The 24,081-nt window shown below is 65.8% G+C and carries 20 protein-coding genes; 11 read left to right on the top strand and 9 right to left on the bottom strand.

All coding sequences use genetic code 11. The features are described from left to right. The first annotated feature begins 17 nt into the window (after nt 1–17). The 4 genes from P9220_RS01075 (at nt 18) to P9220_RS01090 (ending at nt 4,395) form a co-directional block, all read left to right on the top strand. Nucleotides 18–980 carry an ABC transporter permease gene (locus P9220_RS01075; protein WP_309765334.1) on the top strand — a complete coding sequence of 321 codons (963 nt, stop codon included), beginning with the start codon at nt 18–20 and terminating at the stop codon, nt 978–980. Continuing rightward, nucleotides 977–1,834, top strand: a complete 858-nt coding sequence (locus P9220_RS01080; RefSeq protein ID WP_309763169.1) for an ABC transporter permease — start codon at nt 977–979, stop codon at nt 1,832–1,834. Before P9220_RS01075 ends, P9220_RS01080 begins: the two co-directional genes overlap by 4 nt. Beyond that, nucleotides 1,831–3,915 carry an ABC transporter ATP-binding protein gene (locus tag P9220_RS01085; protein WP_309763170.1) on the top strand — a complete coding sequence of 695 codons (2,085 nt, stop codon included), beginning with the start codon at nt 1,831–1,833 and terminating at the stop codon, nt 3,913–3,915. Before P9220_RS01080 ends, P9220_RS01085 begins: the two co-directional genes overlap by 4 nt. A 69-nt stretch (nt 3,916–3,984) precedes the next feature. After that, nucleotides 3,985–4,395: a hypothetical protein gene (locus P9220_RS01090; protein WP_309763171.1), complete on the top strand. Its 411-nt coding sequence runs from the start codon at nt 3,985–3,987 to the stop codon at nt 4,393–4,395. Here the strand turns inward: P9220_RS01090 and P9220_RS01095 are convergent. From P9220_RS01095 to aspT (P9220_RS01105), 3 genes are read right to left on the bottom strand one after another with little or no spacing between them, the layout of a single operon-like run. Beyond that, on the bottom strand, nt 4,392–5,237 hold the full coding sequence (locus P9220_RS01095; RefSeq protein ID WP_309763172.1) for an aldo/keto reductase: 846 nt from the start codon (nt 5,235–5,237) through the stop codon (nt 4,392–4,394). The two genes, P9220_RS01090 and P9220_RS01095, sit on opposite strands and share 4 nt — an antisense overlap. Before the next feature lie 53 nt (nt 5,238–5,290). Further along, a complete protein-coding gene (gene aspT / locus P9220_RS01100) occupies nt 5,291–6,997 on the bottom strand; it encodes an aspartate-alanine antiporter (RefSeq protein ID WP_309763173.1) in 1,707 nt (568 codons plus the stop codon). Nucleotides 6,998–7,025: 28 nt separating this feature from the next. Next, nucleotides 7,026–8,708 (bottom strand): aspartate-alanine antiporter, encoded by a 1,683-nt coding sequence (gene aspT / locus P9220_RS01105; RefSeq protein WP_309763175.1) that lies wholly within the window; start codon nt 8,706–8,708, stop codon nt 7,026–7,028. A gap of 526 nt (nt 8,709–9,234) precedes the next feature. Here aspT (P9220_RS01105) and P9220_RS01110 point away from each other — a divergent pair. Together P9220_RS01110 and P9220_RS01115 are read left to right on the top strand one after the other, a co-directional pair. Next, nucleotides 9,235–10,236 carry a LysR family transcriptional regulator gene (locus P9220_RS01110; protein ID WP_309790449.1) on the top strand — a complete coding sequence of 334 codons (1,002 nt, stop codon included), beginning with the start codon at nt 9,235–9,237 and terminating at the stop codon, nt 10,234–10,236. Nucleotides 10,237–10,302: 66 nt separating this feature from the next. Next, nucleotides 10,303–11,322 (top strand): 2-hydroxyacid dehydrogenase, encoded by a 1,020-nt coding sequence (locus tag P9220_RS01115; protein ID WP_309763176.1) that lies wholly within the window; start codon nt 10,303–10,305, stop codon nt 11,320–11,322. A gap of 13 nt (nt 11,323–11,335) precedes the next feature. On the opposite strand, the gene P9220_RS01120 is transcribed toward P9220_RS01115, so the two are convergent. Then, nucleotides 11,336–11,833, bottom strand: coding sequence for a plasmid fertility inhibition factor family protein (locus P9220_RS01120; protein WP_309763177.1), 498 nt, complete (start codon nt 11,831–11,833; stop codon nt 11,336–11,338). 210 nt (nt 11,834–12,043) lie between these two features. On the opposite strand from P9220_RS01120, the gene P9220_RS01125 reads away from it, so the two are divergent. The 4 genes from P9220_RS01125 to pdeM are packed head-to-tail and all read left to right on the top strand — an operon-like array spanning nt 12,044 to nt 18,070. After that, nucleotides 12,044–13,096, top strand: coding sequence for a ligase-associated DNA damage response exonuclease (locus P9220_RS01125; RefSeq protein ID WP_309763178.1), 1,053 nt, complete (start codon nt 12,044–12,046; stop codon nt 13,094–13,096). Next, the gene (locus P9220_RS01130) at nt 13,093–14,748 is read left to right on the top strand and encodes an ATP-dependent DNA ligase (RefSeq protein ID WP_309763179.1); all 1,656 of its coding nucleotides are present in this window, start codon (nt 13,093–13,095) and stop codon (nt 14,746–14,748) included. The genes P9220_RS01125 and P9220_RS01130 overlap by 4 nt, the downstream gene beginning before the upstream one ends. Next, nucleotides 14,745–17,393 (top strand): ligase-associated DNA damage response DEXH box helicase, encoded by a 2,649-nt coding sequence (locus P9220_RS01135; protein WP_309763180.1) that lies wholly within the window; start codon nt 14,745–14,747, stop codon nt 17,391–17,393. The genes P9220_RS01130 and P9220_RS01135 overlap by 4 nt, the downstream gene beginning before the upstream one ends. Before the next feature lie 8 nt (nt 17,394–17,401). Next, nucleotides 17,402–18,070 carry a ligase-associated DNA damage response endonuclease PdeM gene (pdeM, locus tag P9220_RS01140; protein ID WP_309763181.1) on the top strand — a complete coding sequence of 223 codons (669 nt, stop codon included), beginning with the start codon at nt 17,402–17,404 and terminating at the stop codon, nt 18,068–18,070. Here the strand turns inward: pdeM and P9220_RS01145 are convergent, their stop codons facing one another. Continuing rightward, the gene (locus P9220_RS01145; RefSeq protein WP_309763182.1) at nt 18,071–18,511 is read right to left on the bottom strand and encodes a hypothetical protein; all 441 of its coding nucleotides are present in this window, start codon (nt 18,509–18,511) and stop codon (nt 18,071–18,073) included. A 259-nt stretch (nt 18,512–18,770) separates the two neighbouring features. On the opposite strand from P9220_RS01145, the gene P9220_RS01150 reads away from it, so the two are divergent. Beyond that, entirely contained in the window at nt 18,771–19,943 is a 1,173-nt protein-coding gene (locus tag P9220_RS01150; protein ID WP_309763183.1) for an MFS transporter, read from the top strand. 40 nt (nt 19,944–19,983) lie between these two features. Here the strand turns inward: P9220_RS01150 and P9220_RS01155 are convergent, their stop codons facing one another. The 4 genes from P9220_RS01155 to hmgA form a co-directional block, all read right to left on the bottom strand. Then, the gene (locus P9220_RS01155; protein WP_309763184.1) at nt 19,984–20,337 is read right to left on the bottom strand and encodes a hypothetical protein; all 354 of its coding nucleotides are present in this window, start codon (nt 20,335–20,337) and stop codon (nt 19,984–19,986) included. A 4-nt stretch (nt 20,338–20,341) separates the two neighbouring features. Then, a complete protein-coding gene (locus tag P9220_RS01160; protein WP_309763185.1) occupies nt 20,342–20,698 on the bottom strand; it encodes a hypothetical protein in 357 nt (118 codons plus the stop codon). Nucleotides 20,699–21,319: 621 nt separating this feature from the next. Further along, nucleotides 21,320–22,606, bottom strand: a complete 1,287-nt coding sequence (gene fahA / locus P9220_RS01165) for a fumarylacetoacetase (protein WP_309763186.1) — start codon at nt 22,604–22,606, stop codon at nt 21,320–21,322. After that, nucleotides 22,603–23,940, bottom strand: coding sequence for a homogentisate 1,2-dioxygenase (gene hmgA, locus P9220_RS01170; protein ID WP_309763187.1), 1,338 nt, complete (start codon nt 23,938–23,940; stop codon nt 22,603–22,605). Before hmgA ends, fahA begins: the two co-directional genes overlap by 4 nt. Nucleotides 23,941–24,081: the final 141 nt, after the last annotated feature.

Here is a 24,081-nt window from a genome sequence, read left to right on the forward strand (position 1 = left end):
CAGCCGACTTCGCCAGAATGAAACGCATCGTGCGCTTCGTCGGCGTGCGCGTGCTGCTTGCGCTCGTCACGCTGTGGCTTCTGTCGATGATCGTCTTCGCGGGCGGCCAGCTTCTGCCCGGCGATGTCGGCCGCGCGATTCTCGGTCCGCTCGCCGACGCGCGCGCGGTCGCGGCGCTCAATCATCAGCTCGGCGTCGACAGGCCGCTCGTCACGCAGTACGTCGGCTGGATCACGCATTTCCTGCGCGGCGACATGGGCGAGTCCTATGCGTTCCGCGCGCCGGTCGCGCCATTCATCGGGGCGGCGCTGTGGAATTCGGCGAAGCTCGGCGCGCTCGCATTCGTGGTGGTCGTGCCGCTCGGCATCGCGGGCGGCGTGTATGCGGCGCTGCACGCGGGGCGCTTCATCGACCGCATCATCAGCATCGGCGGGCTGACGGCGACGGTCGTCCCGGAGTTCGTGTCGTCGATCGTGCTGATCCTGATCTTCGGCGTGTGGCTGCAATGGCTGCCGATCGAGGCCACCGCGCCCGCCAACGCGAACTTTCTCGTGCAACTGAAGCATCTCGTTCTGCCCGTGCTGCCGCTCGTCTTCGTGTTCTTCGGCTATATCGCACGGATGGCGCGCGCCGGCACCGTCGAAGCGCTCGATGCCGACTACACGCGCACCGCCATTCTCAAGGGCCTGCCGCGCCGTATCGTGATCTTCCGGCACGTGCTGCGCAATGCGCTGCTGCCGACGGTGACGGTCGCCGCGACGCAGCTCGGCTACATGATCGGCGGGCTGGTCGTCGTCGAGACGCTGTTCCACTATCAGGGCATCGGTTCGCTCATCTACGGCGCCGCGAAGGCCAAGGATTTTCCGATGCTCGAAGCGGGCGTGCTGACCATCGGCGTGATCTATACGGCGGCGAATCTGATCGCCGATGCCCTCTACGTCGTGCTCAATCCGCGGCTGCGCACGGGAGGCGCGCGATGAGCACCGCCACCGCGTCGGCTCCTAGACCGCGCCGCTTCGACGCGCTCGGCGCGCTGCTGCGTTCGGGCACGTTCGACTTCGGCGTGCTGATCCTGCTGTCCTGGATCGTGTGCGCGCTGTTCGGCCACTGGCTCGTGCCGCTCGACCCCTACGCCTCCGATCCGCTCAACTCGCTCGCGCCGCCCTCGCCGGAGCACTGGTTCGGCACCGATCAGCTGGGCCGCGATGTCTTCGCGCGCGTGATCGTCGGCTCGCGCGACATTCTCACCATCGCGCCGCTCGCGACGCTCATCGGCACGGCGGCGGGCACGGCCATCGGGCTGATCGTCGGCTATTTCGGCGGCTGGGTCGATGCGGTCATCGGCCGTGTCACCGATGCGCTGCTCGCGCTGCCGCTCGTGATCGTCGCGCTGCTGGCGCTCGCGGCGGTCGGCGCGAGCAACGCAACCGTGATTCTCGTGATCGGCCTCACCTTCGCGCCGATCACCGCGCGCACCGTGCGCGCCGCCGTGCTCGGCGAGCGCCATCTGGACTACGTGCTCGCGGCGCAATTGCGCGGCGAGAACGCGTTCTACATCATGTTCGCGGAGATATTGCCGAACGTGCTGCCGCCGATCGTCGTCGAGGCGACGGTGCGGCTCGGTTACGCGATCTTCGCGGTCGCGACGCTCTCCTTTCTCGGCTTCGGCATTCAGCCGCCTTCCGCCGACTGGGGCCTCGCGCTATCTGAGAGCTACACGCTGATGGCGGGCGGCGCGTGGTGGACCGTGGTGTTCGACGCCGCCGCGATCGCGTCGCTGGTGATCGCCGTCAATCTCGTCGCGGATGCCGTGCAAGGAGTGCTCGACCGATGAACGGACCGCCGCCATCGGCATTCCCCGCGTTCGGCGCCGCCACGGGCGATCAGGCCGACGCGCTGACGGTCGTCGGCCTGACCGTCGCCTATCGCGCGCGCGGACACGAACGCGAAGTGCTGCAGGACATAAGCTTGCGCGTGCGGCGCGGCGAAGCGTACGGGCTCGTCGGCGAATCGGGCTGCGGCAAGTCGACGGCCGCCCTCGCGATGCTGCGCTATCTGCCGCGCAACGGCCGCGTCAAGGCGGGGCGCATCACGATCGGCGGCCGCGATGTCGCCACGCTTCATGCCGATGCGTTGCGCGGCCTGCGGGCGAACGCCGTATCGATGGTCTATCAGGACCCTGGCCGTGCGCTGAATCCGTCGCTCACCATCGCGCGACAGGTGTCCGAAGCATTCGAAGCGGCGGGCGCATCCGCGAACGAGGCGCTGTCGCGCACCGCCGACATGCTGCGCCGCGTGCGGATCGCATCGCCTGCGCGGGTGATGGAGAGCTATCCGCATCAGCTGTCGGGCGGGATGCAGCAGCGCGTCGTGATCGCGATGGCGCTCGCGTGCAATCCCGAACTGCTGATTCTCGACGAACCGACGACCGGCCTCGACGCCACGGTGGAAGCCGAAGTGCTCGATCTGATCGCGCAGTTGCGGGCGGAACTGGGCACGGCCGTGCTCTTCATCAGCCACAACCTCGCGGTGATCGGGCGCATGTGCGACCGTGTCGGCGTGCTGTATGCGGGCAAGCTCGTCGAAGAAGGCGCGACCGCCGATGTCTTCGCGAAGCCTCGTCATCCGTACACGGTCGGCCTTCTGCGATGCCTGCCCACGCGCGGCCGCAGCAAGGAAAACGGCCGTCTCGACACGATCCCCGGTTCGCTGCCGCTGCCGGGATCGATTGCGCAAGGCTGCGTGTTCGCGCCGCGTTGCAAGCTCGCCGACGAGCGCTGCGTGAAGGATGCGCCGCCGCCCTATCGCGTGGCGTCGCTGCACGGCGATCAGATGGCGCGCTGCCATTACCACGAGCGCGCGCAGGATTTGCCGCGCTCCACGGCCGAAACGCCCGCGCCCGTCGCTGTGCCTGTCGATGAACCGGTGCTCGCGCTGTCCGCGCGCCATCTCTCGAAGACCTTCCGCGTCGGCGACGAAGACGTCCGCGCGGTCCACGATGTATCGCTCGATCTCGTGCAGGGCGAAACGCTCGGGCTCGTCGGCGAATCGGGCAGCGGCAAGACGACGCTCGCGAAACTCCTGCTCGGTCTCGTCGCCCCGGACAAGGGCGCGACGCTCGAACTCGATGGCGAGCCGTTGCCGGAACGTGTCACGCGCCGCAGCGGCGAGCAGGTCAAGTCGCTGCAGATCGTGTTCCAGAATCCCGATTCGGCGCTGAATCGGGCGCATTCGGTGCGGCGGCTGATTGCGCGGTCGCTGTCGAAGCTCGCCGCGCTGCGCGGCGAAGCGAAGGAAACGCGCCTGCACGCGCTGACCGAAGCGGTGCGCTTGCCGGAACGCTATCTCGGCTCGCGCACGCGGCAGCTGTCGGGCGGATTGAAGCAGCGTGTCGCCATTGCGCGGGCGTTCGCGGGCGATCCGCGCGTCGTCGTCTGCGACGAACCGACTTCCGCGCTCGACGTCTCGGTGCAGGCCGCGATCCTCAATCTGCTCGCCGATCTGCAGCGCGAGCGGCGCGTGAGCTACGTGTTCATCTCGCACGACCTGAACGTCGTGCGCTATCTGTCGGATCGCATCGCGGTGCTCTATCTCGGACGCATCATGGAGATCGGCCGCGCCGCCGATGTCTTCGATGGCCCGCAGCATCCGTACACCGAAGCGTTGCTGTCGTCGGCGCCGTCGCTCGACGAGGCGCGGGCGGGCAGCGAGCGCATCCGCCTGTCGGGCGACTTGCCGAGCGCGGCGAACCCGCCTTCCGGCTGCGTGTTTCATACGCGATGCCCGCGCAAGATCGGCGACATGTGCGAGCGCGAGACGCCGCCTTGCCGCGATGCGGGCAACGGCCACGAGATTCACTGCCACATCCCGGTCGACGAATTGCGGGCGCTTCAATCGCGGGAAAAGGCCGTCTGAAACGACGCGGGCCGGAACCAAAGCGCGTCCGATGTCTCTCATTGGTTACACAAAACAATGAGGACGCTCATGAAGAAATACGCTCTCTCGCTCGCCGCTTCCCTCGCGCTCGGCGCTGGCGTTTCCGCTCACGCGCAGTCGACGCCCGCGCCGGGCGCATCGGACCCGTCGTTCTCGGCGTGGTCGCTCGCTCAGCAGTGCGGTCAGAAAAGCGACAACGCCGCGCAAGGCCAGTGCGTCGGCGCGGTGCGCGGCATCGTGCGGGGCTATCAGTACGGCGTGTTGTTCCTGTCGCAACGCGCATCGCTCGCGGATACGGAGACGAAGCGCGTGTCGCTGTGCTTGACGAACACGTCGGTGTCGTCGATCGTCGACGACTTCCTCGCCGATGCAAAGCAGGTCAGCGAAGCCGATCTGCGGCGCACGCCGGCCGAAGTCGCGGTGCTAGGCTCGGTGCATGCACATCATGCGTGCTCCTAAAGCATCTCCAGCCCGCGCTTCACCTTCGGCGGCTTGAACTGCTTATCGATATCCGCGAGTTCGTCCGTCGACAAGCGGATATCGAGCGCGGCGCGGTTTTCGCGGACATGCGCAATATCGGCGGCTTTGGGTATCGCGAAAACGCCCGGCTGCTGCAAGACCCACGCGAGCGCCACCTGAAACGCCGACACGCCGCGGGATGCGGCGATCTTCTCCAGCACCCCGCCGCGCGGCAGACGCGCATGATCGACGGGGCTGTATGCCATCGCCGGCAGCCGATGTTCGCGCAGCCACGGCAACAGATCGAACTCCGGCACGCGGCGCGCGACGTTGTACAGAATCTGGTTGGTCGCGCACGCATCGCCGCCATCGAGCGCGAAGAGTTCCTCCATGTCGTCCGTGTCGAAGTTGCTCACGCCCCAGTGACGAATCTTGCCGTCGCGCTTCAGTTTCTCGAAGCCCGCGACCACGCCGGCCAGGTCCTCGCCGCCGCGCCAGTGCAGCAGGTAGAGGTCGATGCGATCGGTCGACAAGCGCCTGAGGCTCCGCTCGCACGCGGCCTGCACGCCGCGCTCGGTGCCGTTATGCGGATAGACCTTGCTCACGATGAAGATGTCGTCGCGCCTGTCCGATAACGCCTCCGCGATGAGCTTTTCGCTTTCGCCATCGCCATACATCTCGGCCGTATCGATGAGTGTCATTCCGAGTTCGACGCCCTCGCGCAGCGCGGCGATCTCCGCCCTGCGCGCATTCGGGCGCTCGCCCATTTCCCAGGTGCCCTGACCGAGCTTCGGAATCGCTTCGCCGTCCGGCAGTTCGACGGCAGGTAACGCGTTCGCCATGAGGAGCCTCCTTGTGTGCCGCCGATTATGGCGCAAGGCGTCTTCTCATGCCGTCACACGATCTCGACGATCAACGGCCCGAGCAGCGTCAGCAGCACGTTCGCAAGCGCATACGTGACGGCGAACGCCGCCGTCGGCGCCGGGCTTTCCGCCTTGTCGAGCACGCCGCCGAACGCCGGATTGGCGCTGCGCGATCCCGACAGCGCGCCCGCGAAGATCGCCGCGTTGTCGTAGCGCAGCACGTAACGCCCGAAGAGCATCGTCAGCAGCAGCGGAAACAGCGTGACGAACACGCCAAGCAGGAAGATCGTGAGGCCGCTCTGCTTTACCGTGACCACCGCCTGCAAGCCCGAATTCAGCCCGACGACCGCCACGAACGCGGCCAGCCCGAAGTCCTTCAGCAATTGCGACGCGGCGGGCGGCATCACTCCGTACATCGGATGCTTGCCGCGCATCCAGCCGAACACGAGCCCCGCGAGCAGGCAGCCGCCGCCCGAACCGAGCGTGACCGGAATGCCGCCCACGCGCACGACGACCAGTCCGATCAGCAGCCCGACGACGATACCCACGCCCATGTAGATGAAGTCGGTCTTGTCGGAGTACGGCAGTTCGTAGCCGGCTGCATCGACGGCGCGTTTCGTGTCCTGCGGCGACCCGTAGAAGGTGATGACATCGCCATGCTCGAGGCGCGTTTCGGGCAGCGCGGGCAGCGGCATCCCGGCGCGCGTGACGGCCTGCACGTAGACGCCGTGGCGCATGGCGCGATCGACGGTTGCGCGCACGGCTCGCATCGTCCAGTGATTCATGCCGCGCATCGCGAATACGCCCCGGCGTGTTTGCATCACGACGCTGACGCCGTCGGTGTCCGCGACTTCGTCGCCGATCTGCGCCGCTGCGCCGGCCATCACCTCGCGCCGCCCGACGACGAGCACGATATCGCCCGGCTCGAGCGTCACGTCCGGCTGCGGTTCGATCGCATGGCCCGCGCGCCGGATGCGCTCGATGGTGATCGCGTCCTGTTCGTCCATTTCGATGTCCGCGACCGTGCGTCCTGCCGCGCCTGCGCCGCCCGCCCCGCCTCCCGTCACGCGATACGTCCGCCCGACGAGCGGCGGCAGCGCCGAAACCTGCCCGGGCGCGGGTCCGCCGATGCCGCCCGCAAGCGACTTCTCGGCTTCGATCGACGCTTCCTTCAGTCCCTGTCCCATGAACTTCGGCAGGATATTCACGCATACGACGATGGCGCCGAGCGAGCCGAACACATAAGTGACTGCATAGGCGATGGCGACATCCGCCTGCAGCGCCTTCGTCTCTGCCGCCGACAACCCGAGCCGCGCGATGGCGTCCCCCGCGGTGCCGATGATCGCCGATTGCGTCAGCGCCCCGCCCGCCAGCCCCGCCGCAAGGCCCTTGTTCAGTCCGAAGAGTTTCGCGCAGACGACCACCGTGGCGAGCGCGCTGACGGCGAGAAAGACGGCCATCGCCATTTCGCGCAGCGTCCGCCGGTTCAGCGAGTTGAAGAACTGCGGCCCCGAGTCGTAGCCGACCGCATAAATGAACACGGCGAACATCACCGACTTCACGCCGTTGTCGATCTGCACGCCGGCCTGACTCACGACCACCGCCGCAAGCAGCGATCCGCCGACGCCGCCCAACTGGAACTTGCCGAAGTTGATCTGGCCGATCAGATACCCCGCCGCGAGCGACAAGAACAGCGCGCTCTCCGGCGACTTCTGGAAAACATGATGGAGCCAGTCCACTGCGCCCTCCCGGTAGCGGCCGAATCGTTCACCCGAGCCTGCTCACGAGCCCGACGACGAGCGGGCCGAGCAACGGCAACAGCACGTTCGAAATCGCGTAGGTGATGGTGTAGCCGATGACCGGCGTCGAGTTACCCGTCACGCCGACGAGCGCGCTGATCGCCGGCGTGCTGCATTGCTGGCCGGCGATCGCGCCGAGCAGCATCGGCACTTCGAGCTTGAGCAGCAGGCGGCCGACGAGAAGCGATGCGATCGCCGGCCCGAGCGTGATGGCGATGCCCGCGATCGGCAGCGCGACGCCGAACTCGCGGATCAGCCGCACCGCGTCCGCCCCCGCCGACAGCCCGACCGCCGCGATGAAGGTGCACAAGCCGAAGTCCTTCAGAATTTGCGCCGCCGCCGACGGCAACGAGCCGATCAGCGGATACCGCGAGCGAATCCAGCCGAACACGAGCCCTGCCAGCAGACAGCCGCCGCCCGTGCCGAGCGACACGTCGATGCCGCCGACCTGCGCCGACAGCCGCCCGATCGCCATGCCGACCAGCACGCCGATCCCGAGGAACACGAAGTCCGTCTTCTGCGTCGCACGGACGATGTAGCCGAGCTTCGCCGCGCCGCGCGCCACGTCCGCCTTCGCGCCGACGAGCGTCAGCACGTCGCCGCGCTGCACTTGCGTGCCCGGCAACGCGGGAATGGTGCTGTCGAGGCGCGTCACGGCGGCGACGTAGACGCCCCGCCCTTCCGCCGGATTCGCGCGGGCCCGCGCCTGCGCGAGCGTCAGTCCGTGCATCGCGCGGTTCGTGAGCATCACGTCGACTTTCTCGACGAAGACATCCGGGCCGCCGTTGGTGAAGACTTCCTCGCCGATCGACGGAATCGCGTCGACGAGCGCCCCGCGCCGCCCCGCGATCACGATGCGATCGCCCGCCTTCAGCGCGACGGCCGGTTGCGCCTTGACGACGGACCGCTCGCGCATCACCCGCTGCACGCTGATCTCGTGCCCGAAACGCTTCTCCAGTTCGCCGATGCCGAGCCCGGCGGCCGCCGTCACCTTCAGTTCCCGCGCGGCGAGCGGCGATACGGCGGGCGTCTGACCTTCGGCGAGCGCGCCGTCGCCGCCGAGCTGACGCCATACGCGCTCGGCCTGGTCACGCAGATTCACACGGAGGATGAGCGGCGCAATCTGACTCACGAACAGCACGATGGCGACGAGCCCGAACAGATAACTCACGCTGTAGGCGGTCACGATGTTGGCCTGAAGGCGCGCGGTTTCAGCCGGAGGCAGCCCGAGCCGCGCCACGGCCTCGGATGCGGTGCCGATCACCGCCGATTCCGTCGCGCCGCCGGCGAGCAATCCGGCCGCGGTGCCGGCATCGAGCTTAAGCGCCGCCGCGATGCCGAGCACAAGCGCAACCACGACGATTACCTCGACAAACGACAGCGCTCCATAGCGCCAGCCGCGCCCGATGTTCGCGAAGAATTGCGGGCCGCCCGTGAATCCGAGCGCGAAGATGAAAAGCGCGAACGCGATGTTCTTCAGGTCCGGCGATATGCGCGCGCCGCTTTGGCCGAGTATCAGCGCGACGATCAGCGTGCCGCAGACGCCGCCCAATTGAATGGGCCCGAACTTCAACGACCCAATGAAAAAGCCTATTGCCAGGCTGGCGAACAGCGCTATTTCCGGCTGGGCCGCGAGTAGTTGCCAAAGCATGGTGCGTTTATCCCGTTTGAGTTCCCGACCACGAAGCCGACTTGCACCGGGCCTGGAATGCTAGTAAGTCGCTGCCAGCTACGCGGCTTTTAGCTATCGGCTTGCGTTTCCCTTAATTAAAAACTCGAGGCGAAAATTAGATGGCAGTCTGTTCCCGAAGTAGACGCGGCGACTATCAACGAAAACTGGAAATTTCAATTAAGCAGAATCACCACTTAACACCAAGCACATTTCAACTGGCACAGGCCGCTATCTAAATAGCACTATTACAAGACACTTTCTATGATTAAGTAATAAATACTACCAATTGACGGTTTATCGACATTTTTTATTTCTTTGCTAGCCACCATCCAGATTATAAATTTCAGTTCGGCAAATATTCCCGTCGACTGAAGAATTGTTAATCTGATATTGCAATATCTTCGTTCTGTCAATATTATGCGTACAAGCATCTCAAAACCGGGGACTCGCAAAGCCTCGCGTGCCGCCCATATTCAACGCGGCACAACCGAGAGAGGGCCAGACGATGAATCAGATCCATGCTATGCGCGTCTTCGTTCGCGTGGCGGACACGGAAAGTTTTCGGCGTGCCGCGCAGCAACTCGATGTATCGAATGCGCTCGTCACTCGCGCAATTGCGATGCTAGAAGCGCACCTCAGAACTCGCCTTATTAACCGGACAACCCGCAATCTCTCATTGACCGAAGCAGGCACCCGCTATTTGGAAGGATGCCGCGCATTACTGGAAGAACTCGATCATCTCGAATCGGCGGTCACGCATACCGAGGGTGAACCGAGTGGCACGCTGCGTGTGGTCGCATCGAGCGCGCTTTCATTACTCACATTGACGCCGCTCATCGACGGTTTCCGCAAGCTGTATCCGAAGGTGAACGTGCGCCTTACACTGGCCGAGCGTCACGTCGATCTTGTCGAGGACGGTTATGACGTCGGCATCGTCGCGGCGTTCATGGTCACGAGCACCGCGCTGGTCGAGCGGCCCATCGGCGTGAACGCGCTGATACCGGTCGCGACGCCCGAGTTCGTGGCCGAGCACGGCCTTCCGGCTTCGCCGTCGGACCTGCAGACGATGCCCTCCGTCGGGCTGCCGAACGACATTCGCAGTTCGTCGTGGCACTTCCGGCATCGGCTCGGTTCGTCGGAACAGGTGACGCTCTCGCCGGTCTACTCGGTCAACAGCGCGCTGATGGTGCGGCTCGCGACGCTGCGCGGCATGGGCTTTTCGGTGCTGCCGGAGGGCATCGTGGCCGGCGACATCCGCGACGGCACGCTCGTGCGCCTCTTGCCCGACTATTTCGTCGATGATCCGGAGATGAAGCTGTCGATCGTCTATCCGGGCCGTCAGTATCTGCCCGCGAAGACGCGCTTCTTCATCGACTATGCGCTGGAGAAGCTGACCAAGGAGATCAATTCCGGCAATACGCGGCCGGACGAGATGTTCCGCCAGCCGCCGACGGGCTTTCAGCCTTCCGCCGCGAATGGCGGAGCCGGCGCGCCGACCACTCACTGAACGCTCGCGTTCGGCTGACTTCGAGCCGGCGCGAGTTCCGTAACGAACCCGCTGCCGGCCCGAACGATGACAGAACCCGACGCAAGCACCACCCCACGCCTCATTCTCTTCAGCACCCGCCAGTACGACGCCGATACCTTCGCCCAGGCGAACGAAGCATTCGGCGTCGCACTGGACTTCCAGGAAGCGCATCTCGATGCGCAAACCGCCATTCTCGCGCAGGGCTTCACGGCGGTGTGCCCGTTCGTCAACGACAGCCTCGACGAAACCGTCCTCGAAAAGCTGCACGCGGGCGGCACGCGGCTCATCGCATTGCGCTCCGCAGGCTTCAATCATGTCGATCTGAACGCGGCGAAGCGGCTCGGCGTCACGGTGACGCGCGTGCCGGCCTATTCACCGCACGCGGTCGCGGAACATGCGGCCGGCATGATTCTCACGCTCAATCGCCGGTTTCATCGCGCGGTGGCGCGCACGCGCGAAGGCGACTTCTCGCTCAACGGCCTGCTCGGCTTCGATCTCCACGGCAAGACGGTCGGCGTGATCGGCACGGGCATCATCGGGCGCGTGTTCGGCACGATCATGGCGGGCTTCGGCATGCGAGTCCTCGCCCACGATCCCGGCCCGCCCGCGCAGGATCTGCTCGATCGCGGCGCGCGCTATGTCGAGCTCGACGACCTGCTCGCGCAATCGGACATCGTTTCGCTGCACTGCCCGCTTCTGCCGTCGACGTATCACCTGATCGACGCGCGGGCGCTTGCCCGCATGAAGCGCGGGGCGATGCTCATCAACACCGGGCGCGGCGGGCTCGTCGAAAGCAATGCGCTGATCGGCGCGCTGAAAAGCGGCCAGCTCGGGCATCTCGGCCTCGACGTGTACGAGGAAGAAGGCGGCCTGTTCTTCGAAGATCACTCGGATCGCCTGCTTCAGGACGATGTCCTCGCGCGGCTGCTCACGTTCCCGAACGTCATCATCACGGCGCATCAGGCGTTCTTCACGCGCGAGGCGCTGATGGAGATCGCGCAGACGACGCTCGGCAACGTGAAGGCGTGGGCCGAAGGCGCGCCGCGCAATGTGGTCGACGCATAGGCGAACCGCAGCCTCATACCTCGTCGTATTCGGCGCTCGTTTCGCCGGGCGCGGCGCACATCGCGCGCAGCAGGCCGGCTTCGCGCTCGTGCACTTCCACCGGCATGCAGAGCGCGCCCGCATGCGCCAGATAGCGCGCGCGATGCTGCCCGTTGCGAAACGCGACGACGCCCTCGCGATGCACGCCCAGGAGTCCGAGCAGCCCGCCCGAGCGCCGCACGCTGATGGTCACGTAGGGCATCTCCGGCACGCGCGGGTTATCGGGATCGAGGAACTCGCGAATGCCGCGCACCTTGCCGGCGTGCCAGTCGTCGACGGCCTTGAGCACGTAGTCGGTGTCGTCGCGGTCGGCGCATTGCAGCAGCTTCCTCACATCGACGAGGACGACCTCATGGCGCGAACCGGCATCGGCGAAGACCCGCTTCAGGCGCACGAAGTCGTACTGCGGGTGGCTCCTCAGCCTGACGATCCAGACCGCTTCCGCAGCGGCCGGCGCTACCATCGTGTCCATTTCGGCTTCACCAGAAAAATCGCCATGCGGCGCGAGCACCGTCGCGCAAGGAACAGCGCGGTCCGACAAGACAACAGACAACAACTCAACACACTTTTACACCGTAGCCGGTCTTCGTGAAAGCGGCATGACGGGCACGTCACGTGCTTTGTTGCGTGGACTGAACACTCGAGGGCCAACGTGCAGGCAACGCAGCACACACGGCGACCCGTGGACACTTCATCCGATCTCATCGTCGCGCGTCCGGAAGGCTTGTACTGTCCGCCGGGAGGCTTCTATATCGATCCCTGGCGGCCCGTCGAGCGCGCCATCATCACGCACGCCCACGCGGATCACGCCCGCTTCGGGCACGCGCGCTATCTCGCGGCCGAAGCCGGCGTGAGCGTGCTGCTGTCGCGGCTGCCGGGCATCGACGTGCAAGGGCTGCCCTACGGCGAACGCATCGACGTGAACGGCGTGCGGGTATCGCTGCATCCGGCGGGGCATGTGCTCGGCTCGGCGCAAGTGCGCGTGGAGCACGGCGGGCGCGTATGGGTCGCGTCCGGCGATTACAAGGTCGAGCCCGATCCGACCTGCGCGCCGTTCGAGCCGGTGCGCTGCGATACGTTCATCACCGAATCGACGTTCGGATTGCCGATCTATCGATGGGAGCCGTCGCAGGCCGTGTTCCACGGCATCGATTCATGGTGGCGGCATAACGCGAGCCAGGGCCGGGCGTCCGTGCTCTTCTGCTATTCGTTCGGCAAGGCGCAGCGGCTTCTCGCGGGCATCGACGCGGCCATCGGCCCGATCTTCTGTCACGGCGCCGTCGAGCCGCTCAATCGCGCGTATCGCGAGGCGGGCGTCGCGTTGCCGGATACGCGGCTCGTCAGCGAGATCGCCGCGCGCGACAAGGCCGCGTTCAAGGGCGCGCTGATCGTCGCGCCGCCTTCGGCGCAAGGCAGCACGTGGATGCGCCGCTTCGGCGATTACAGCGATGCCTTCGCCTCCGGCTGGATGCGTCTGCGCGGCACGCGGCGGCGCAAGGGCGTGGATCGCGGCTTCGTGCTGTCGGATCACGCGGACTGGCCCGGCCTGCAGACCGCGATCGGCGCGACGGGAGCGGAACGCGTGATCGTCACGCACGGCCAGATCGAGCCGATGGTGCGATGGCTCTGCGAGCAAGGCCTCGACGCGGGCGCTTTCAGGACCGAATACGGCGACGACGCGATCGAAGCCGATACCGCCACGAGCGAAGCCACCGCACAGACGCCATCGCAATGAGACGCTTCGCGACGCTCTATACCGCGCTCGACGCGACGACATCGACCAACGAAAAGCTCGAGGCGCTGATCGCGTATTTCTCCGGGGCGGAGCCCGAAGACGCGGCGTGGGCGTCGTATTTTCTGGCGGGCGGCAAGCCGCGCCAGTCGGTGCCGACGCGCCTCATGATCGAGTTCGCCCGCGAGCGCGCGGGGCTTCCGGAATGGCTTTTCGAAGAGTCGTATCAGGCGGTCGGCGATCTGGCCGAGACCATCGCGCACGTTCTGCCGCCGCCCGAACGCGAGTCGGAGCTGGGGCTTGCGCAATGGATCGAGGATCGCGTGCTGACGCTGCGCGGCGCGAATCCCGACGAACTGCGCGAGCGGCTCGTCGGCTACTGGAACGAGTTGAACGGGAGCGAGCGCTTCCTGCTGACGAAGCTGATCGGCGGCGGCTTTCGCGTGGGCGTCGCGCGGCAACTGGTCGTGCGGGCGCTCGCGGAAGTGGCGGGCGTCGACCACAAGCGCATCGCGCAACGCATGGTCGGCTGGACCGATTCGCGGCAAGCGCCCAGCGCCGCGCGTTATCTGCGGCTGATCGCGCCCGCGGCCGAAGGCGATGACGTCGATACCCCGCACGAAAGCGACCTCGGCCTGCCCTATCCGTTCTTTCTCGCGCATCAGTTGCAGGCCGAACCGGCGACGCTGGGAACGCCCGCCGACTGGATCGCCGAATGGAAGTGGGACGGGATTCGCGCGCAACTGGTGAAGCGCGGCGGCCGCGTCTGGATCTGGTCGCGCGGCGAAGACCTGCTGACCGAGCGCTTTCCGGAACTGGCTGCGCTCGGCGCGGCGCTTCCGGACGGCACGGTGATCGACGGCGAAATCCTCGCGTGGGAACCGGGCGCGACGATGCCGCTGCCGTTCGCCCGGCTCCAGCCGCGCATCACCCGCAAGTCGCTGACGAAGAAAGTGCTCGCCGATTCCCCCGCCGCGCTGCTCGCCTACGACCTGCTCGAAGCCGATGGCCGCGATTTGCGCACCGAGCCGCTGCACGCGCGCCGCGCGAAGCTGGATGCGCTCGCGCGGGAGCTGTCGGTGGATCTGCTGCGCGTATCGCCGGTCGTCGAGGAATCGGACTGGTCCGCGCTTGCCGCGTTGCGCGAGGAAAGCCGCGCGCGCGGCGTCGAAGGGCTGATGCTGAAAGAGCGCGATTCGATGTACGGCGTCGGCCGCACGAAGGCTTCCGGCACCTGGTGGAAGTGGAAGATCGACCCCTATTCCGTCGATGCCGTCCTGCTCTACGCGCAGCCCGGTCACGGCCGGCGCGCGAGCCTCTACACCGATTTCACCTTCGCCGTCTGGGACGAAGCCGACGGCGTGCGCACGCTGGTCCCGTTCGCGAAGGCCTATTCCGGCTTGACCGATGAAGAAATGCGCCAGGTCGACGCCATCGTGCGCAAGACGACCGTCGAGAAATTCGGCCCGGTGCGCAGCCTCACACCGACGCTCGTGTTCGAGATCGGCTTCGAGGGCATCCAGGCGAGCCCGCGCCACAAGTCGGGCATCGCGGTGCGCTTTCCGCGGATGCTGCGCTGGCGTACGGACAAGTCCATCGAGGATGCCGATACGCTCGATCTGCTGAAAGGCTTCCTGAACGAGGCGGTGGCATGACCGTCCCCGACGACGACCTGCAAGACATCGCGCCGCCCGACGCAGCCAGCCGCGCACGCCGCCGCGCGCCGCGTCCGCGCCGCGTGCCGCGCACGCAGGCGGCGCAGGCCAAGCTCGATGCCGCCGCCGAAACGTTCAGACCCGCGCCCTTCGCCTGCGACCCCATCGAAGCCGCGAAACCGATGGACGAGCGCATCGCGCGATGGTTCGGCGAGCGCGGCTGGCAGCCCTTTCCGTTTCAGCGCGAAGTCTGGCGGGAAGTGCAGCGCGGCGCGAGCGGCCTGCTTCACGCGACGACCGGCGCGGGCAAGACCTGGGCGATCTGGCTCGGCGCGCTCGCGGCGTTCGCAAGCCCGCCGAAGGGAAAGCGCAAAGCGGCAGACAGGGCCGCGCTCCCCGCTCCGCTCACGGTGTTGTGGATCACGCCGATGCGCGCGCTCGCCGCCGATACCGCCCGCGCGCTGCAAACCGCCGTCACGGCGCTGTCTGCGCCCTGGACCGTCGGGCTGCGCACGGGCGATACGTCGTCGACGGAACGCGCGAGGCAGAATCGCCGGATGCCGTCCGCGCTCGTGACGACGCCCGAGAGCCTCACGCTGATGCTGACGCGCGCCAACGCTCGCGACGAGCTATCGCACGTGCGGCTCGTCGTCATCGACGAATGGCACGAGCTGCTCGGCAACAAGCGCGGCACGCAGACCCAGCTCGCGCTCGCACGCCTGGCCCGCTGGCGGCCCGATCTGCAGGTGTGGGGCTTGTCCGCGACGCTCGGCAATCTCGCGCTCGCGCACGATGCGCTGCTGCACAGCGTGACGACACCGCGCGTCGTCGTGCGCGGCGCGCAGCCGAAAACGCTCGTCGTCGATACGCTGATTCCCGACACCATCGAGCGGTTTCCGTGGGGCGGGCATCTGGGCGTGCGCCAGGTCGGACCCGTCGCCGATGAGATCGAGCACGCGCAAAGCTCGCTCGTCTTCACCAACACGCGCTCGCAGTCGGAAGTCTGGTATCGCGCGCTGCTCGATCTTCGTCCGGATTGGGCGGGGCTGATCGCGCTGCATCACGGCTCGCTCGACAAGGAAGTGCGCGACTGGGTCGAACTCGGGCTCAAGAACGGGCAGCTGAAGGCGGTTGTCTGCACGTCCAGTCTCGATCTCGGTGTCGATTTCCTGCCGGTGGACCGCGTGTTTCAGATCGGTTCGCCGAAGGGCGTCGCACGCCTCATGCAGCGCGCCGGACGATCCGGCCATGCGCCGGGCCGTGTGTCGCGCGTGACGATCGTGCCGACGCACGCGCTCGAACTCGTCGAAGCGGCGGCGGCGCGCTGGGCGATCGAAGCGCATCGCATCGAAGGGCGCGACATGCCGAAGAAGCCGCTCGACGTGCTCGTGCAGCATTTGGTGACGGTGGCGATCGGCGGCGGCTTCGCGCCCGGCGAGATGCTCGACGAAGTCCGCACGGCTTATGCGTATCGCGATCTGACGCAGGCGGAATTCGACTGGGCGCTCGCGTTCGTCGAGCGCGGCGGGGCGTCGCTGGCGGCGTATCCGGACTATCACCGCGTCGTCGCGGGCGAGGACGGCGTGTATCGCGTGCCGCGCGAGGATCTCGTGCGGCGGCATCGCAACAACGTCGGGACGATCGTCGCCAATGCGACCATCAACGTCGCCTACATGACGGGCGGGCGCATCGGCGCGATGGAGGAATCATTCATCTCGCGCATGAAGCCCGGCGATGTCTTCACCTTCGGCGGCCGCGCGCTCGAACTGATTCGCGTGCGGGACATGACGGCCTATGTGAAGCGCGCGACGTCCTCGCGCGGCGCGATGCCGCAATGGGCGGGCAGCAAGATGCCGCTGTCGTCGGAACTGGCGGAAGCGGCGCTCGTCATGCTCGCGCGCGCGAACGACGGCATCTACGACGAGCCCGAGATGCAGGCCGTCAGGCCGCTGCTCGATCTTCAGGCGAAGTGGTCGGCGCTGCCGGGACCGGGCGTGCTGGTCGTCGAGGCGGTGCGATCGCGCGAGGGGCATCACTTCTTCTGTTATCCGTTCGCCGGGCGCATGGCGCATATCGGCCTCGGGTCGCTGATCGGATGGCGGGTCGCGCGCGATCAGCCGAGCACCTTCTCCATCTCGATGAACGATTACGGCTTCGAGTTGCTGTCGGCCAAGCCGTTCGACTGGGAAACGCTGATCGCCGACGGCCTCTTTTCCCCCGACGATCTGGAGCACGACATTCTCGCGAGCCTCAACGCGTCAGAGTTGTCGGCGCGGCGGTTTCGCGAGATCGCGCGGGTGTCGGGGCTGATCTATCAGGGGCATCCGGGCCAGCAGAAAAGCGCGCGGCAGTTGCAGGCGTCGAGCGGGCTCTTCTACGAGGTGTTCCGCAAGCACGATCGCGGCAATCTGCTGCTCGCGCAGGCCGATCAGGAAGTGATGCTGCAGGAGCTCGAAATGCGCCGCCTGCGCGATGCGCTCGTGCGCATGAGCGAGAGCCGGCTCGCGTTCACGCGCCCGAAGAAACCGACGCCGTTCGCGTTTCCGCTGATCGTCGCGCGGCTGCGGGAGAAGGTGAGCACGGAGAAGCTGTCGGATCGCGTGGAGCGGATGCTTGCCGATCTCGAGAAGGCGGCGGGGGCTTGAGCACGCTCATGGCAATCGAGGCACTGACAATCGACGTATGCGGCCGCGCACTGCTGCTCTCGGCGGAGCGCGCGGCATTCGATCCCCTGGAGAAAGCGCTGTTTATCGCCGATGTGCATCTCGGCAAGGACGCCGTGTTCCGCGCGCGCGGCATTCCGGTGCCCGCGGGCGCCACGCCCGAGAATCTGGCGCGGCTCGATGCGCTGATCGCGACGCACCGGCCGGAGTCGGTCGTCTTTCTCGGCGACCTGCTGCATGCGCGCGAATCGCACGCCGACGAAACGCTCGCCGCACTCGATGCGTGGCGCGCAAAGCATCGCGCGTTGCGGCTCGTGCTCGTCGAGGGCAACCACGATCGTCACGCGGGCGAGTTGCCGTCGCGCTTCGGCGTCGAGCTGGTGAAAGAGCCGTATCGGCTGGGACCGTGGGCGCTTTGCCATCATCCGCAGACGGTCGACGGTGCGTATGCGCTCGCGGGTCACGAACATCCGGTGTATCGGCTCGCGACGCGCATCGAGAGCGTGCGGCTGCCGTGCTTTCGCTTCGGCGCGCGCGCGGGCGTACTGCCCGCGTTCGGCGCGTTCACCGGCGGCTTCGAAGTGAACGAGAGCGTGCGCCGCGAGCGAGAAGCCGTGTACGTGGTCGCGGGCGAGCGCGTGTTCGGCGTGCGCGTCTGATCAGCGGTAGGTCTTCGTCGATGCCTGCAGCTTCGACAGTTTGCCGGCTTCGAGCTTGTACCAGCCGAGCGATGTCTGCATCACCACTTCATCGGCTTGCCAGAACACGCGCTGCACCGTCATGCGCTCGCCCGAGCGTTGCACGAGCGGCGGATTGCGGCGGAAGTCGTAGAGGACGGGGCCGACATCGGTCTGCATCAGCGAGCGTGTGAGTGCGCCGCTTGCGTCCGTTTCATCGAAATGAGCGATGCGGCGGGCGTCGAAGCGGTCGAAGGCCTGCGTGCCGAGCATGGCGGCGAAGCCGGATTCATCGCGCAGGAAGTACACCGTGCCCGCCTTCGTGGCGATGGGGCCGGAGGCGTCGCTTTGCGCGTACGCGTGAGTGGCGGCAAGCACGGCGCACGCGATGACGGCGCGCAGGCGGTGGGGAATCGAAGACATAGGTTCTCGGGTGGTTGCTGTGTTTTTCCAACACTCCGTGCCGCGCAACGATCCGCGCGCAGCGGAGCTCGATGCGAAATGTACGCCGCGCCGTGCGGCCGCCACGGCGGCCTTCGTGCCCGGCGCGTGCCGATGCGGTAAAAGTCCGCTCATCATCCGGCATTGTCCGGACGTGCGCGCGTCAGGGTTTCTACCAGCATCAAAATTGACCTTTCGGTAGAATTCGGGCCTTCCTTGCGCCGATTCCGCCGCTTCCGCCATGCCCTTGCCCCTGCTAGCTCTTGCCGTTGCCGCGTTCGGCATCGGCACGACCGAATTCGTCATCATGGGCCTGTTGCCCAACGTCGCGCGCGACCTCGCCGTGTCGATTCCCGCCGCCGGCATGCTCGTGTCCGGCTATGCGCTCGGCGTGACCATCGGTGCGCCGATTCTCGCGATCGTCACCGCGAAAATGCCGCGCAAGAAGGCGCTGATGGGGCTGATCGGCGTGTTCATCGTCGGCAATCTGTTGTGCGCGCTCGCGCCGAACTACTGGGTGCTGATGGGCGCGCGCATCGTCACGGCGTTCTGTCACGGCGCGTTCTTCGGGATCGGTTCGGTGGTCGCCGCCGATCTCGTCGCGCCGAACCGTCGCGCGCAGGCCATTGCGCTGATGTTCACCGGACTGACGCTTGCAAACGTACTGGGCGTGCCGCTCGGCACCGCGCTCGGACAGGCGGCCGGATGGCGCGCGACATTCTGGGTCGTCACGCTGATCGGCGTCGCGGCGGCGGGCGCGCTGGCGGTTTGCCTGCCGAAGCACATCGAGATGCGCGAGACGAGCATCCTCCGTGAATTCGACGTGCTCAAAAACCCGCAAGTGCTGATGGTGCTGGGCATCAGCGTGCTGGCATCGGCGAGTCTTTTTTCGGTGTTCACGTATATCACGCCGATCCTCGAAGACGTCACGGGCTTTTCGCCGCATGCGGTGACGTATGTGCTGCTGCTGTTCGGGTTGGGACTGACGGTTGGGAGCACGCTTGGCGGCAAGCTGGCGGACTGGAAGCTGTTGCGCTCGCTGTTGTCTTTCCTGGCGTCGATTGTCGTGATTCTGATGATCTTCGCCGGGACGATGCACGCATCGGTCTCCGCGATGATCACGATCTTTCTGTGGGGCGTGCTCGCGTTCGCGATCGTGCCGCCGCTGCAGATCCTGATCGTGAATCGCGCTAGCGATGCGCCGAATCTGGCTTCGACGTTGAATCAGGGAGCGTTCAATCTCGGCAATGCCACCGGCGCGTGGTTGGGAGGATGTGCGATCAGCGCGGGCGCGCCGCTCACGTCGCTGCCCTGGGTCGGGGTCGCGATGGCTTGTGGCGCGTTCGGGCTTACGTTGTTGTCGGCCACGCTGGACAAGCGGTCAAGGAGAGGGGCGGTCGGGCAGGCGGTTTGAGGGATCGCGCTTGTTCTCGGCGGCTCGCTTCGTAGTCAAGTCAGCTAACCCGTTCAACCGCGAGCGAATCGAATTCGATAGCGAGTTCCGCGCCGAGCGTCGAGTACAGAAAAGCGGTGCAATTGCCCGTCCGGTCGGTAAGACGCTCGCCGTTCTCAAGCAAGGCCCGGACGCGATCATAGTTCGCATTCCCCGGCGTGAGCGTCTCGATGCTGAATACGATGTTCAGCAAGCCCAGCCCTTCGAGCACGACGCACGTCACGCCGCCGAACGTGAGCGTCGCCCGTTCCTCCTGCTTGTACAAGCCGAGAGCGATCGTTTCCGGCCCGACCTTGATGCTGTCGAGATACCAGTCGTGAAAGTGGCGCCATCGGTTCAATAAGTCGATCGACATCGCGTCACCAGGGAAGAAGTGAAACGGGCGCGCCCTCGTCACGCACGCCGCCTACCCAGTTGTGGGCGTGCGGGTTGGAGTTGCCATGATGCGCCTCGAGGTCGAAATCGGTCAAAGGCGTGCCGTCTCTGCCGTATTGCCGCAACTGCGGCATCTTGCCGGGCATGCTTGACGCCCAGGAGCCCGGCGTTCCTCTATACGGCATGCCCGCGATTTGCTCTGCTTCACCGATGACTTCCCGCTCGTCATAACGAAGAGGCTCGGCGTTGAGCGAATAGTCGGCGTGGTCCGCTATACACTGATCCACTTCCTCGCGCGTCTTTTCGAAGGTCGCCCGAGCGTGCGGCCATTCGTACGCCATAGCGAAGAACTTCCCGCTCCTGATACCGCTCAATCAGAGCGGGCAACAAAAGCTCATCGGGGAAGCTCGCATTAACGGGGCCGTGCCGTTCACTGCCGGCGACGATGTGACCTCGCAGGAAGTCCCGGACGTCGTCAATCCTGATTCGCGGATCCATGAAAGGCACGGAGAGTCCGACTCTCTCGAGGAAGCTGGCAGTCTCCGCTGCGATGTACTGCGTAAGCTTTCCACGGCTGTCGATCTGAGCATTGAAGAAGAAAGATTCGCAGACAATATAGTGCTTATCGTCCCAGCGATTTTTGGTCAGCCTTAAGAGTCGGTGATGATATCGATGCACCCGGCCCTTGATGCGAAGAAGCCCATTGTGTTGAAACATTTGCTTGTCTTGAGCCGCATCGCGGCGAGCGTGTCGAGGATCGAGGCGAAGTCGGCGTGACTTTCGTCAACTCGTAGGAACCCCAAACATACACCGCTCGCCGCGCGACAAGCGTGAACATTCGTTGATGAAACCTTTAGGCCGAACGGCAAAACCGTCACGAGAGCCCCACGCCGACAAGCAATAGCTCAACGCATCGAAGGCTTCGGCCTCGGAAGCTACCATCGCACGGATCGTCCGTTGAATCACCCCCGCGCCGGCAGAATGCGCCCCACACACTCCCCAAACCCCACCCGATACCCTTCCCCCTGACACCACCCCCGCAGCACAACTTCATCCCCGTCCAGCAGGAAAGCCCGTTCCCCGCCTTCGTCGAGCTGAATAGGCCGCTGCCCGTTCCACGTACTCTCAAGCAAACTCCCGCAAGACTCCGCCGTCGGTCCGCTGATCGTCCCTGAGCCCATCAGATCGCCGACGCGCGTATTGCATCCCGACACCGTGTGATGCGCAAGCTGCTGCGCCATCGACCAGTACATCAGCTTGAAGTTGGTCCGCGAAACGACCGTCGCTCTCGCCGCGCCATCCGCTCGCAGCGCCACTTCCAGTTCGATGTCGAAGGCATGATCCCCCGCATGCCTCAGATACGCCAGCGGCTCCGGGTCCTGCACGGGCGTCGCGGTGCGAAAAGGTTCGAGCGCATCGAGCGTCACGATCCACGGTGAAATGGTCGTCGCAAAGCCCTTCGAGTTGAACGGTCCGAGCGGCACATACTCCCATTGCTGAATATCCCGGGCGCTCCAGTCGTTCAGCAACACCATGCCGAAGATATGCGCCTCCGCCTCCTCACACGCAATCGGCTCGCCCAGCGCATTTCCGCGCCCGACGATGAACCCCGTTTCCAGTTCGATATCCAGCTTGCGGCACGCGCCGAATACCGGGCGGTCCTCGTTAGGCAACTTGATCTGACCATTCGGGCGACGCACCGGCGTGCCGCTCACGACCACCGACGACGCGCGCCCGTTATACCCTACCGGCAATTCCGACCAGTTCGGCAACAGCGCATTCTTCGGATCACGAAACATCGATCCGACATTCGTCGCGTGCTCCTTCGACGAATAGAAATCCGTATAGCCCGGAATATCGACGGGCAAGTGCGTCGTCGCGTCCTTGCGCGGCACCAGCGCGCGGCGGCGCAACGCAGCATCGTCCCGCAAGGCCGGCGTGTCTTTCGCGAGCAATCCGCTTAACGCGATCCGCACCGCGCGCCACGTATCGCGTCCGAGCGCGATGAAGCCGTTCAGGCGCGGCGCGGCGAACGTGCCCTGCGCATCGATCAGGCGCGCGTCTTCGAGCGCCGCAAGATCGACGATCCAATCGCCGATCGCGACGCCCGCGCGCGGCCGCTCGTCGACGGCATCGCTGAAGATGCCGAACGGCAGGTTCTGAATCGGGAAGTCGCTCGCCGGATCGTTCGCGGACTCGATCCAGCTTTTCAGCGTGGGGGCGAGCGTCGCCTTCAGCGCGTCGTTCATCGTTGCTCCGGATTGAAGTGTTTGGTGAGGCCCTGCCAGCACTCGTAGTAATTGGCCTGCAATTGCGCGGTTTCCAGCGCGAACTGCGTCGGCTTGATGAGCGTGCGCGTTTCGAACATGAACGCCAGCGTGTCGCCGACTTTCGCGGGTTTCGACGTATCGCTCTTCGATGCCTTCTCGAACGTCCCGGCATCCGGCCCGTGGCCCGACATGCAGTTGTGCAGACTCGCGCCGCCCGGCAAAAAGCCTTCGGCCTTCGCGTCGTACACGCCGTGCACGAGTCCCATGAACTCGCTCGCGACATTGCGATGAAACCACGGCGGCCGGAAGGTATCCTCGGCGGCGAGCCAGCGCGGCGGAAAGATCACGAAGTCGATCGAATCGACGCCCGGCGTATCGCTCGGAGACTGCAGCACGAGGAAGATCGACGGATCGGGATGGTCGTAGCTGATCGAACCGATGGTGTTGAAATGCCGAAGATCGTACTTGTACGGCGCATAGTTGCCGTGCCACGCGACGACATCGAGCGGCGAATGCCCGATGTCCGCGCGCCACAACGCGCCGTTCAGCTTGGTCACGAGCTCGAAATCGCCCTCGCGGTCTTCGTAGGCGGCATGCGGCGTGAGGAAATCGCGCGGATTCGCCAGTCCGTTCGAGCCGATGGGCCCGAGGTCGGGCAATTGCAACAGCGCGCCGAAGTTCTCGCAGATGTAGCCGCGCGCCTCGCCATCGGGGAGCGTAACCGAAAAGCGCACGCCGCGCGGAATCACCGCAATCTCGAACGGCGCGACATTAAGCGTGCCGAGTTCGGTCGCGATCGACAGCCGCCCCTGCTGCGGCACGATCAGCAATTCGCCGTCGGAATCGTAGAAGAAGCGGTCGCGCATCGGGCGATTCGCGGCATACAGATGAATCGCACAACCCGTCATCGATTCGGCCGAGCCGTTGCCGGCCATGGTCACCCAGCCGTCGATGAAATCGGCCGGTTCGGCGGGCATCGGCAACGGGTCCCATCGCAACTGATTCGGCGGCGTGGGCGGCACATCGGCGAAATTCGCGACGAGCTTCGCGCGCAGCCTGTTGCCCGCGATACGCGTGAACGGCTTGTGCACCGCCCCCGGCCGGATGCGATACAGCCACGACCGCCGGTTGTGCGCGCGCGGCGCGGTGAACGCCGTGCCGGAAAGCTGCTCCGCATACAGGCCGTACGCCGCGCGCTGCGGCGAATTGCGGCCGAGCGGCAGCGCGCCGGGCAGCGCTTCGGTGGCGTAGTCGTTGGCGAAGCCGGACTGATAGTGCCGGCTCGCGTCGGTGTGAGTGTCGAAAGCGGACATCGCGGAAAGTCCTCGAGTAGATCGATGTTCACCGATAGTAAACCGATTACGATTAGTGAAATAGATCGTAAACCCTGATTCGACGGCGCGCGCCGCGCATATCAATATGTCGATTTGGTGCAAGGCGATCGGTCGCGCGCT

It is taken from the genome of Caballeronia sp. LZ016 (assembly GCF_031450805.1).
Taxonomy (GTDB): domain Bacteria; phylum Pseudomonadota; class Gammaproteobacteria; order Burkholderiales; family Burkholderiaceae; genus Caballeronia.

Coding starts and splice junctions, on each gene's coding strand:
- P9220_RS01075 (WP_309765334.1), top strand. CDS start 18: ATGAAACGCATCGTGCGCTTCGTCGGCGTGCGCGTGCTGCTTGCGCTC.
- P9220_RS01080 (WP_309763169.1), top strand. CDS start 977: ATGAGCACCGCCACCGCGTCGGCTCCTAGACCGCGCCGCTTCGACGCG.
- P9220_RS01085 (WP_309763170.1), top strand. CDS start 1,831: ATGAACGGACCGCCGCCATCGGCATTCCCCGCGTTCGGCGCCGCCACG.
- P9220_RS01090 (WP_309763171.1), top strand. CDS start 3,985: ATGAAGAAATACGCTCTCTCGCTCGCCGCTTCCCTCGCGCTCGGCGCT.
- P9220_RS01095 (WP_309763172.1), bottom strand. CDS start 5,237: ATGGCGAACGCGTTACCTGCCGTCGAACTGCCGGACGGCGAAGCGATT.
- aspT (WP_309763175.1), bottom strand. CDS start 8,708: ATGCTTTGGCAACTACTCGCGGCCCAGCCGGAAATAGCGCTGTTCGCC.
- P9220_RS01110 (WP_309790449.1), top strand. CDS start 9,235: ATGAATCAGATCCATGCTATGCGCGTCTTCGTTCGCGTGGCGGACACG.
- P9220_RS01115 (WP_309763176.1), top strand. CDS start 10,303: ATGACAGAACCCGACGCAAGCACCACCCCACGCCTCATTCTCTTCAGC.
- P9220_RS01120 (WP_309763177.1), bottom strand. CDS start 11,833: ATGGACACGATGGTAGCGCCGGCCGCTGCGGAAGCGGTCTGGATCGTC.
- P9220_RS01130 (WP_309763179.1), top strand. CDS start 13,093: ATGAGACGCTTCGCGACGCTCTATACCGCGCTCGACGCGACGACATCG.
- P9220_RS01135 (WP_309763180.1), top strand. CDS start 14,745: ATGACCGTCCCCGACGACGACCTGCAAGACATCGCGCCGCCCGACGCA.
- pdeM (WP_309763181.1), top strand. CDS start 17,402: ATGGCAATCGAGGCACTGACAATCGACGTATGCGGCCGCGCACTGCTG.
- P9220_RS01145 (WP_309763182.1), bottom strand. CDS start 18,511: ATGTCTTCGATTCCCCACCGCCTGCGCGCCGTCATCGCGTGCGCCGTG.
- P9220_RS01150 (WP_309763183.1), top strand. CDS start 18,771: ATGCCCTTGCCCCTGCTAGCTCTTGCCGTTGCCGCGTTCGGCATCGGC.
- P9220_RS01155 (WP_309763184.1), bottom strand. CDS start 20,337: ATGTCGATCGACTTATTGAACCGATGGCGCCACTTTCACGACTGGTAT.
- P9220_RS01160 (WP_309763185.1), bottom strand. CDS start 20,698: ATGGCGTACGAATGGCCGCACGCTCGGGCGACCTTCGAAAAGACGCGC.
- fahA (WP_309763186.1), bottom strand. CDS start 22,606: ATGAACGACGCGCTGAAGGCGACGCTCGCCCCCACGCTGAAAAGCTGG.
- hmgA (WP_309763187.1), bottom strand. CDS start 23,940: ATGTCCGCTTTCGACACTCACACCGACGCGAGCCGGCACTATCAGTCC.